Below are 9,709 nucleotides of genomic sequence, written 5' to 3' on the forward strand. Positions count from 1 at the left end.
CCCGCCCTCATCGTTATTTTGTAGGGGCGGGTTCCGCGAAAATCTATGTGTTCTCAGCAACAAGATTAATAAACCCGCCCTCATCGTTATTTTGTAGGGGCGGGTTCGCTCAAAAATCTATGTGTTCTCAGCAACAACATCAATAAACCCGCCCTCATCGTTATTTTGTAGGGGCGGGTTCCGCGAAAATCTATGTGTTCTCAGCAACAACATCAATAAACCCGCCCAACCCATTAACCGTTTTTTCCATACTACAGGGATCACCGCCAGAGGGGCGGGTTTATGTCGGTTACGTGTTAGAAACATACATCTAGGTGGAACCCGCCCCTACAATACGGGTGACTCTCCTTAGAGGGAAAGCAACAAGGGCCGGAAGCCATGTTTAACGGAAACTTTACCAATCAAATCCATTTTGTCAACAGTAATTTGATTGCGTCCCCAAGAAAAATTGGTGTAAATTTTTTCAAATTCTAACAACATCGATTCCGCAAAACAGGCAAACAGTTGACGGGCGGGGACTTGCATATTGACAATTTTCATAATTTTCCAGTCAATATCAAGGGAATGTTCAACAATACCGCCTTCTAAAATGTGAACGCCGGGATGTTGAATTTTGGTTGCCATATTCTTGGGATAACCGCCATCGATCAGCAAACAAGGTTGCTGCAAGGTGTTGGGATCGATTTCTATACCTTTTGCCATACTCGCCACCCAAACCACAACATCAGCCAGGGGAAGCGCTTCTTCTAGCCCTAAGATTTTACCCCGTCCGAGTTCTCCTTGCAGGTTTTGTAGACGTTCGCGATCGCGAGCAATTAGTAACAATTCTCCCACCTGAGTCCGTTGGTTGAGCCAACGACAGACAGCGCTGCCAATATCACCTGTAGCCCCACAAACGGCGACTGTCGCATTCGATAAGTCTATGCCCAACTTCGGCGCCATCTGTTCAACTTGACGACAGATAATATAGGCGGTGTGGGTGTTTCCAGTGGTAAAGCGTTCAAACTCTAGCTTGATGTTGCGGACTTGCCGGATTTTATCCAAATTAAAATTTTCAAAAATAATGGAGGAGAATCCGCCCAAGGCAGTTATATTAATGCCATGTTTTTGAGCATGAGCCATCGCGTTAATGATCTTGCGTGTCGCGGCTTTAATACGACGACTGGCTAACATTTCGGGCAGAAAACAGGATTCGACATAGCGGCCTTCAATCACTTGGCCTGTAACGCTTGTCACCTTAATTTCATCCACAATTTGGGGCGGCGCACTGCACCAAAAATCCAACCCTTGATCGGCGTATTCTGGATAGCCCAAGTCTTTTGCAACCAACTGGGCGTGTTCCAAACTTGTCAGATGACCAATTAAACCAAACATAGTCCGTCACTACACTTTAGATAGATTTTAGATTTTAACTTGACCTGGGGCTGGATGTCGGTGAGGGTGCGATCGCTTGACCTCTGACCAACCAGAGTCGAGGATGATGAGATAGTGGATCATTGAGTCTGAAAACCTCCGAGTTCCTCGTCTCTGGCCGTTTTTAGAGTCCCATTGATTTGAGGATTTAGACGCCTTTGAGACCGTAGGCAGACATCCGCATGATGTCTCGGGTTGTGAACCCAATATTGCTCAGGGCTTCGCCGTAAGCAATCATAAAGTCCTCAACGAGAGCATCTTTTTCCATGCCCAAAATCTCTGCATCATTTTCAACTTCGTTGAGCATTTTCCAGACTAAAGGTAAGTTCTGGGCGTTAGCTTCTTCGAGTTCAGCTTTAGACTCCTCAAAATGAGCTTTGAGCCATTCCTCACCAAAGTTGAGGTGCATATACTCGTCTTTGACGACTCCTTCGGTGATTTTGCGAGCAAAGGGGTCAGCAACCGGGATATAGATGTTGTAAGCTGCGATCGCAAAGCTTTCGATAATCAAAGATTGAATCAGCAAACAAGTAACAACCTTTCCATCGGCGGCTGCGGCTTGGAAATTCTGATGCAATGGGCTAAAGAACTGGCGGGCAAACTCCATATCGGGAGTCACGTCCAGATTGCGACCACAGGCTTGGAATCCCTTCATGTGACGGTTTTCCATCTTCGAGAGACGCACTAACTCGTCTTTTTCATCCGGTAACATTTCACCCAGCTTGATGTAGTTATCGTGGGCTTCTTGCTCTCCCTCGATCACAATCGCATTAATTCGGCTGTAGGCATCTTTGTAAGTATTGGTATTAAAGTCGATTTCTGCAATGGCTTCAAGCTGTGGCATAGATTTACTAGCTCCTCATTATCAATGAGTTCAATCAGTTTATTTTGACCTGTTTTAGCTCCTGAGCGGCCTTATACGGATTTCAGGAGTTCGTTTATTTTGACAGAAGCTGAGATATTGACGATATCGAGTTCGCCCAGAATTGGGGACGTTCTCAGATTGTGTTTGATCTCAACCGCTTAGTGTAACGCTTCGGATCGCGTTTTTCTGGTGTCCAGTTCTTCAACTTCTCTAGAAATGATTTGGCGCTAACGCCTGAGCCTTGTTGATTTGATCGCCATCTTGGGAGAGGATTAAAACAACACTCGACGTTTATTGACCTGGCATCACTCCCGCTTAGGAGGAAATACTGAACCTATAGTTACTTTACCTATTTAAGCGAAGATTTGGCTAATTTTATCCTCATCTCAAGAGGGTAGGGTGCGTTGATCGAGCAAAATTGCAGCTTTTATAAGTTTCGCTTAATTCTTTCGCCTACACACCTGAGACAAGACTTATGGGAAAATTGATGCAATCCTCAAAATTTCTCCTGTGGCTGAGTTTAGCGTTGTTGTCGCTGGGGGCGGTGCTGGTACTTCTCCCCTTGGTGATTGTTGTACTGACTTCGTTATCGGACGTGGGTTCGGCTGAAAACCCTGGCAAATTTACGCTGGCTTTTTATCGAGAAGCTTGGCAACGGGGTAACTTTTTGTTAGCTTTTGCTAATTCTACTTTAGTTGCGCTTGCGGTTACAGGATTTCAGATGATCACTTCGGCTTTAGCGGGTTATGCCCTGGCTCGTTTAAGGTTTCGTGGACGACAGGCAGTTTTATTGATTGTTTTAACAACTCTAATTATACCCTTTCAGTTGTTGGTTATTCCAATTTTTATGGTTCTCAAGTGGGGAGATCTGATCAATACCTACTGGGCTTTAATTTTACCGACGGCTGTCAATGGGTTTGGAATTTTTCTGCTTCGTCAATATTTCCTAACCATTCCTGTAGAATTGGAGGAAGCTGCTGCTCTCGATGGGGCGAATCGTTGGCAGATTTTGTGGCAGGTGATTCTTCCCTGTGCTAAACCTGCATTGGTGACGCTGTTTTTGTTTACCTTTATTGGCGAGTGGAATGATTTGTTTAAGCCTTTGGTTTTTACAACTCGACCTGAACTGAAAACCGTGCAGTTAGCTTTAGCTGAGTTTCAAGAACAGTTTACCAGTAGTTGGTCTTTAATGATGGCGGCGGTTGTGATTTCGACTTTGCCTGTTGTGGTGTTATTTCTCATCGGTCAGCGTCAGTTTATTCGGGGTATTGCGGCTACGGGAATTAAAAACTAACGTTGAAATTGAATAAAAAAATAATGCCACCTTTCGAGCAGCAATTCTAACGAACTTTTGACAACTGACTGCGTTTGTCTCTCCAGTTTTAACTGATGTAAGACTTTTTCCGCCAAGATTTACCCAGATTGATCACCGTAGCGGTTACAATCTCAATCAGCTTTAATAAGCTGCTTGAATGAGCGATTGTCCAAATATTAACCGCTAAACACAAGCTCCCTAAAGCCAGTAAAATGTAGGTGGGCATCATTACCACCCCAATACTAAACCAACTGTAAACGTGCAGTAGCATCAGCACAGCATAAAAGCTTGCAAATCCTATCATTAACCGCACTTTAACCGCAGAGTATCTCATCCCTGTAAAAACCAAGGTTTGCAGAGTTGCCAGCACATTGGCGGGAACTAGAAACGCACAAATGGTCAGACAATTGGCACGGGAAAACTCAGCAATTGCATTAATATCTACTAGCATCTTTGTGTAACTCAGTGAAATCATTAACAGATTAACTTTACAGATGTTTTGGGTTTGATTTCTGACATCTCGTTAACATTTTTGCTTACTTATCTTTATTCAAACCACTCGTCCAAATATTGGTGAACATCATAACCATTCCCCCAACAAAAATCACAATTGCCAGTCCACCAAAAATTACATTTTCCCAATCTATCGTTTCCATAAAGCTCCGATTTAGATCTACACCGATTTACCGTAGCACAAATACTTAGCATCTGTGATCGCTTTCCCGCAGCTACACAGCCAGACTCAACAGAGGCGAATGTTCTCAAGTTCCAGCACTTCTAGCCAATTCATCCCCGAACTATCGATTTTAAGTTTGTAACGTATCTTAATTTGACATCCTCCCCACCCTGCTGACGCTGAGGGTAGGGATTCCCATCATCACTGACAGGGTTTCCTGGTTCGTCGAGCAACCTTGCTTGTCTGAGTTTCCACCTTCAAGTAGCGGGTCATCTCATCCCCAGGCGTTACTTTCCGAGTGCCCCTCGGTAGTTGAGCATTACCTTGTAATGCCTTCATCAAAATGTTGATGGCAGCGTTTGTGTCACGGTCATCTAAATAACCGCATTGCGGACATTTATGTGTGCGCGTGGACAAGGATTTCTTAACTTCGGAACCACAGTTAGAGCAATTTTGAGAAGTGTAATGAGGTGCAACAGCTATCACTGGCACATCAAACACTTTCCCAAAATACTCCAACCACTGTCTAAACAATGTCCAACTAGCATCAGATATTGATTTAGCTAAATTGTGGTTCTTAACCATATTCCGCACTTTTAGATCTTCAATGGCTACCAAGTCTGCCGACAGGATAAGCGCCCTTGCAGTCTTTACCGCAAAGTCTTTACGCCGCCTTGATATCTTGAGATGCGTTCTACCTAACTTTTTAATGGCTTTAAGTCGATTTCTTGACCCTTTAGTTCGACGAGAAACACGTTTTTGTGCGCGTTTTAAAGACTTCTCGGCTTTTCTCAAGAACCTTGGGTTTTCTATTTTATTACCATCAGAGTCGGTATAGAAATGATTTAAACCAACATCTATGCCTACCATCCGATTAGTGGGGTTATGTTGCTCTTTTCGTTCTTGGTTGATAGAGAACTGAACGTAATATCCATTAGCTCGACGCACAACACTCACTCGCTTAATCTGCTTTTTTTGATAAAAATGCAAATCGCGAGTTCCCCACATTCTAAATGTTCCAGCTTTGAAACCATCCCTAAATGTAATGGTTAATCGGTCATCCGACAACACCCAGCCATCAACTTTGTACTCGACTGAGCCATGAGTTTGATGTTTTTTAAAACGTGGGAAGCCTTTCTTCCCCGGAACCTTTTTCTTGCAATTATCAAAGAATCTAGCAATGGCACTCCATGCCCTTTCTGCACTGGCTTGACAGGCTTGCGCTGAAAGTTTTTTGCACCATTCAAATTGTTCTCTGAGTATTTTGCAATACTTGTTCAAATCATACCTGTTGACCCTTTTGTTATCCATCCAGTACCGAAGGCAACTATTACGAACAAAAAGGGCGGTACGAATCATTTCGTCCAAGATGGCGTACTGCTCAGATGTTCCTCGTAATTTGGCTTCAAATACTAACATGGATGTTTCAACGCTATGTCGGATATCTTAAACATAGGATACAAGGATTGTAAAAAAGCGAGTACATTGAGTACCCGTTTTTTACTGAGGGGAGTCCATGTACCCCCACCCTACTTCACTTCGTTCCGTTGAGCATGGGGTTCTATTGCTCCCCCAAACCCCCACGCTTGGATAGAAGAAGGTAGACTTGACAAAACAGGCAGGAAATGAGTATGTCCGAACAAAAAAAAGCCAATTGGGATGCTGGACGGTTTTTAAAAACCTTGGGTTACTTTGGGGTGGTTCCCTTTATAGGTAGTATAAGCTGGATTCAGCAACTATTCGGTAACAACAAAAACAAACCACAGCCCAAGTCAGAAGTGGTGTTAGTTGCAGGTGCGACAGGAGGCGTCGGGAAACGAGTGGTGAAGCGGTTACAGCAACGAGGTGTCAACGTGCGTGCGTTAGTTAGAGATGCAAAAAGAGCGAAAAAAATCCTCGGAAATACAGTAGAAATTATCGAAGCTGATTTGACTATTCCTGAGACGTTAACCCCTGAAGTAATGAAAGATGTAACGGCAATTATTTGCTGTACGGGAACCAAAGTTCAACCCGTCGAAGGGGATACTCCAACCCGAGAAAAATACTACCAAGGTATTAAATTTTATCTGCCGGAAGTGGTAGATGTTCCCGAAAAGGTAGAATATGAAGGCATGAAGAATTTAATCAATGCTGCGTTTCCCACTCTCAAAAATAGTGGTGAAAAACTCCTGTTTGATTTTAGCAAACCAACGGAAGATTTAAAAGAAACTTGGGGGGCTTTAGATGATATTGTGATGGGAGGCGTGAGTGAAAGTTCGATTCGATTGATTGGCGATGCGGCTTTATTTACGGGGAATGTTTCAACGGCTAATTCGGGTGGGTTTGCTTCGGTGAGAACCCGCAATTTTGAACCCGCAATGAATTTATCGGGTTATCAAGGAATTGAATTGCGAGTCAAAGGAGATGGAAAGCGCTATAAATTCATTCTGCGGAATGATTCTAAATGGGATAGTATTGCTTACTGTTATTCGTTTGATACTGTTTACAATATTACCACAACTCTTCGCATTCCGTTTAATCAATTAATTCCGGTATTTCGGGCAAAAACCCTTAAAGACGGCTCACCCTTTGACCCCAGTACGGTTTATTCTATTCAACTGATGTTGAGTAAGTTTGAATACGATAAACAACTCAATCCTAAATTTTCACCGGGAATTTTTCAATTACAAATTGAGTCGATTAAAGCCTATGGGGGGGAAAAATTTCCTCGGTTTGTTCAGATTAGTTCAGCCGGAGTGACTCGCCCCGGTAAACCGGGATTAAACCTAGAAGAAGAACCGCCAGCCGTCCGTTTAAATGAACAATTGGGGGGGATTTTAACCTGGAAATTGAAAGGAGAAGATGTGATTCGTTCCAGTGGCATTCCTTACACGATTATTCGACCTTGTGCGTTAACAGAAGAACCAGGAGGGAAAGCGTTAACATTCGCTCAAGGTGATACAATCAAAGGTCAAGTGAGTCGAGAAGATATCGCTGAACTGTGTATTCAAGCGTTGAATTTACCGCAAGCTTGTAATGTTACTTTTGAGGTGAAATCCCAACAAAATGGTTACAAAATAGGAGACTGGACAGGTTTATTTTCGAGTATTAAACCTGATTCGGTAAACTTCTATCTAGATTGAGGTCAAAAAGACCTATAAAGACTTTTTTAAAGAGGGAAATTAACCACAAAGACACAAAGACACAAAGATTTTCTTTCTTATATGTTCTCTGTGTCGAGCGTGGTTTTTCTTCTTTCTATAGCGGTGTGCGATTGTATGAGTTACAGTAGTGCAAGTGTCCTCGCTTGCTGGCATCCACAGAGAATCATCTAATTGATTATCAATGAAACTGAAAATTAACCCTAAATTTACCCCTTATTTGTTTTTACTTCCCGCCCTATTAATTTTGGGTTTAACGGTATTTTGGCCAGCGTTGCAAGCGTTTTATCTGAGTTTCTTTAGTTATGATTTATTGCAACCGCCGCAATGGATAGGGTTAAGAAACTTTCAACGGTTGTGGAGTGATGAGGTATTTTGGAAGACGCTACAAAACACAGTAATTTATAGTGTTTTTGTCGTTCCCATTTTAGCAATTTTTCCATTGGGTTTAGCGATTTTAGTGAATCAAAAACTGCGGGTAATTCATTGGTTTAGAACCGCTTATTATGTTCCGGTTGTTATTTCAATGGTTGTAGCGGGACTCGCTTGGAAATGGTTATATTCAGAAACGGGTTTACTCAATCAACTCCTGCAATACAGCTTATCTTTTGTTCTCCCGGATTCAAAATTACCGACCATTCCTTGGTTAACCAGTCCTGATTTAGCCTTATTTAGCGTCATGGCGGTAACAATTTGGAAAGGGTTAGGTTATTATATGGTTATTTATTTAGCGGGCTTACAATCTATTCCCGCCGAATTATATGAAGCGGCGAGTTTAGAGGGGTCTGACGGTTGGCGAAAACATTGGGATATTACACTTCCCTTGATGCGTCCTTATATTGTTTTAGTGGCGGTTATTTCGGCGATTTCAGCTACGAAAGTTTTTGAAGAAGTTTATATTATGACCCAAGGAGGGCCGCGTAATAGTTCAAAAACAATTGTCTATTATCTCTATGAACAAGCGTTTCAAAATTTAGAGATTGGTTATGCTTGTACTATTGGATTGATTTTGTTTTTAATTGTTCTCGGATTGTCAGTTTTACGATTAGCCCTTACTCAATTGACCTCTAGTGATACTCCAACTTTATAACCATTTCCATGAATTGCCATTAACAACAATGTTAGATTTGATGACGCTGTTGTTGCTGATTGTTTGCGGTTTTTCTAGCAGTCTTTTTTCGTTTTATTTATGGGCAAGTTCACCGAGTTATCCCCAAGCTAAATATGCGGAAATATTAACTTCTGATTTTCCACCTCAACGGCATATAAAAGAGACTTATACAGTTATTACTTATAATATTGGTTATCTTTCGGGTTTGACCAATAACCAAGCGGTACAACGTAAAAAAGCGTTATTTGATGAAAATATAGAGATCGCAATTGCAGCTTTAAAACCCTGGAATGCTGATTTTATTGCCTTTCAAGAAATTGATTTTGCTTCTCAACGTTCCTATGATGTTAATCAAGTTAAAGCGTTAGCAAATGCGTTACAATTTCCGATGCAAGCAACGGCGATTAATTGGGATAAAAATTATGTTCCTTTTCCTATTTTTCCCGTTTCTACACATTTTGGTAAACTGTTGTCTGGACAGGCGGTTTTGAGTCGATATCCCATTGAACTTAATGAACGAATTGTGTTAGAACGAGTTGCCAATAAGCCTTTTTATGAAAAGCCGTTTTATTTGGATAGACTCGCCCAAGTTACTCACCTTAAAATAGCCAACCAAATACTTATTTTAATTAACGTTCATTTGGAAGATGTTGATCGAAAAACTCGTTTAAAACAATCTCAATTTGTCTTGGAACTCTTTCTGAGTTTTGCTCAAAACTATCCGGTAATTTTACTGGGTGATTTTAACAGCGAACCGCCTTCAAAAACCCATTTAGAACCGACTATTAATCTATTTCTCAATACACCCGGAATTGAGTCTGCTTTTCCCCCAGAAACGTTAAATAATCCCAAAAATGCAACTTATCCTTCTGATAAACCCCGTCAAACTATTGATTATATTTTCTACAATTCAAATCGAATTCAAGCAATAGAATGGCAAGTCATAACAGGTATTATAGCTTCCGATCATTTACCTGTGATGATGAAATTTAGGATAATTTTTTAAATAAAAACCCGGTTTCTTTCAGGTAAGAGGGGCGGGTTTATATAGGTTTAAAGAGGGAAATCTAAATGGGTTCGGAACCCGCCCCTACAGGTTTCCGTGTTTTTTAAGGGCGGGTTTATATAGGTTGAAACTGGGAAATCTAAATGGGTTCGGGACCCGCCCCTACAGGGTTCCGTGTTTTTT

The 9,709-nt window shown here is 41.8% G+C and carries 9 protein-coding genes; 4 read left to right on the forward strand and 5 right to left on the reverse strand.

Going from position 1 to position 9,709, the window contains the following annotated elements:
- Nucleotides 1–117 precede the first annotated feature (117 nt).
- From WN50_RS34060 to WN50_RS14015, 3 genes are all read right to left on the reverse strand, one after another.
- Nucleotides 118–306 carry a hypothetical protein gene (locus WN50_RS34060; protein ID WP_152964807.1) on the reverse strand — a complete coding sequence of 63 codons (189 nt, stop codon included), beginning with the start codon at nt 304–306 and terminating at the stop codon, nt 118–120.
- A gap of 42 nt (nt 307–348) precedes the next feature.
- The gene (locus tag WN50_RS14010; protein ID WP_046278873.1) at nt 349–1,374 is read right to left on the reverse strand and encodes a long-chain acyl-[acyl-carrier-protein] reductase; all 1,026 of its coding nucleotides are present in this window, start codon (nt 1,372–1,374) and stop codon (nt 349–351) included.
- 187 nt (nt 1,375–1,561) lie between these two features.
- Complete coding sequence (locus tag WN50_RS14015; protein ID WP_046278874.1) at nt 1,562–2,257, reverse strand: aldehyde oxygenase (deformylating); 696 nt, start codon at nt 2,255–2,257, stop codon at nt 1,562–1,564.
- Nucleotides 2,258–2,765: 508 nt separating this feature from the next.
- Between WN50_RS14015 and WN50_RS14020 the strand changes: the two genes are divergently transcribed.
- Nucleotides 2,766–3,572: a carbohydrate ABC transporter permease gene (locus tag WN50_RS14020; protein WP_425354806.1), complete on the forward strand. Its 807-nt coding sequence runs from the start codon at nt 2,766–2,768 to the stop codon at nt 3,570–3,572.
- A gap of 88 nt (nt 3,573–3,660) precedes the next feature.
- On the opposite strand, the gene WN50_RS14025 is transcribed toward WN50_RS14020, so the two are convergent.
- Both WN50_RS14025 and WN50_RS14030 read right to left on the reverse strand, forming a co-directional pair.
- Nucleotides 3,661–4,044 carry a hypothetical protein gene (locus WN50_RS14025; RefSeq protein ID WP_046278876.1) on the reverse strand — a complete coding sequence of 128 codons (384 nt, stop codon included), beginning with the start codon at nt 4,042–4,044 and terminating at the stop codon, nt 3,661–3,663.
- Between the two features lie 426 nt (nt 4,045–4,470).
- Nucleotides 4,471–5,688 carry an RNA-guided endonuclease InsQ/TnpB family protein gene (locus WN50_RS14030; protein ID WP_049559505.1) on the reverse strand — a complete coding sequence of 406 codons (1,218 nt, stop codon included), beginning with the start codon at nt 5,686–5,688 and terminating at the stop codon, nt 4,471–4,473.
- 212 nt (nt 5,689–5,900) lie between these two features.
- Here WN50_RS14030 and WN50_RS14035 point away from each other — a divergent pair, with 212 nt between their 5' ends.
- The 3 genes from WN50_RS14035 to WN50_RS14045 all read left to right on the forward strand — a co-directional run bounded on the left by WN50_RS14035 (nt 5,901) and on the right by WN50_RS14045 (nt 9,526).
- Entirely contained in the window at nt 5,901–7,391 is a 1,491-nt protein-coding gene (locus tag WN50_RS14035) for a CIA30 family protein (RefSeq protein WP_046278878.1), read from the forward strand.
- 202 nt (nt 7,392–7,593) lie between these two features.
- Nucleotides 7,594–8,499 carry a carbohydrate ABC transporter permease gene (locus tag WN50_RS14040; RefSeq protein ID WP_046278879.1) on the forward strand — a complete coding sequence of 302 codons (906 nt, stop codon included), beginning with the start codon at nt 7,594–7,596 and terminating at the stop codon, nt 8,497–8,499.
- Between the two features lie 28 nt (nt 8,500–8,527).
- Complete coding sequence (locus tag WN50_RS14045; RefSeq protein WP_046278880.1) at nt 8,528–9,526, forward strand: endonuclease/exonuclease/phosphatase family protein; 999 nt, start codon at nt 8,528–8,530, stop codon at nt 9,524–9,526.
- Nucleotides 9,527–9,709 lie beyond the last annotated feature (183 nt).

Source organism: Limnoraphis robusta CS-951 (assembly GCF_000972705.2).

What these genes read in the sequence shown, in the direction of transcription:
- WN50_RS34060 (WP_152964807.1), bottom strand. Translation starts at nt 306, where the DNA reads ATGTTTCTAACACGTAACCGACATAAACCCGCCCCTCTGGCGGTGATC.
- WN50_RS14010 (WP_046278873.1), bottom strand. Translation starts at nt 1,374, where the DNA reads ATGTTTGGTTTAATTGGTCATCTGACAAGTTTGGAACACGCCCAGTTG.
- WN50_RS14015 (WP_046278874.1), bottom strand. Translation starts at nt 2,257, where the DNA reads ATGCCACAGCTTGAAGCCATTGCAGAAATCGACTTTAATACCAATACT.
- WN50_RS14020 (WP_425354806.1), top strand. Translation starts at nt 2,766, where the DNA reads ATGCAATCCTCAAAATTTCTCCTGTGGCTGAGTTTAGCGTTGTTGTCG.
- WN50_RS14025 (WP_046278876.1), bottom strand. Translation starts at nt 4,044, where the DNA reads ATGCTAGTAGATATTAATGCAATTGCTGAGTTTTCCCGTGCCAATTGT.
- WN50_RS14030 (WP_049559505.1), bottom strand. Translation starts at nt 5,688, where the DNA reads ATGTTAGTATTTGAAGCCAAATTACGAGGAACATCTGAGCAGTACGCC.
- WN50_RS14035 (WP_046278878.1), top strand. Translation starts at nt 5,901, where the DNA reads ATGTCCGAACAAAAAAAAGCCAATTGGGATGCTGGACGGTTTTTAAAA.
- WN50_RS14040 (WP_046278879.1), top strand. Translation starts at nt 7,594, where the DNA reads ATGAAACTGAAAATTAACCCTAAATTTACCCCTTATTTGTTTTTACTT.
- WN50_RS14045 (WP_046278880.1), top strand. Translation starts at nt 8,528, where the DNA reads ATGTTAGATTTGATGACGCTGTTGTTGCTGATTGTTTGCGGTTTTTCT.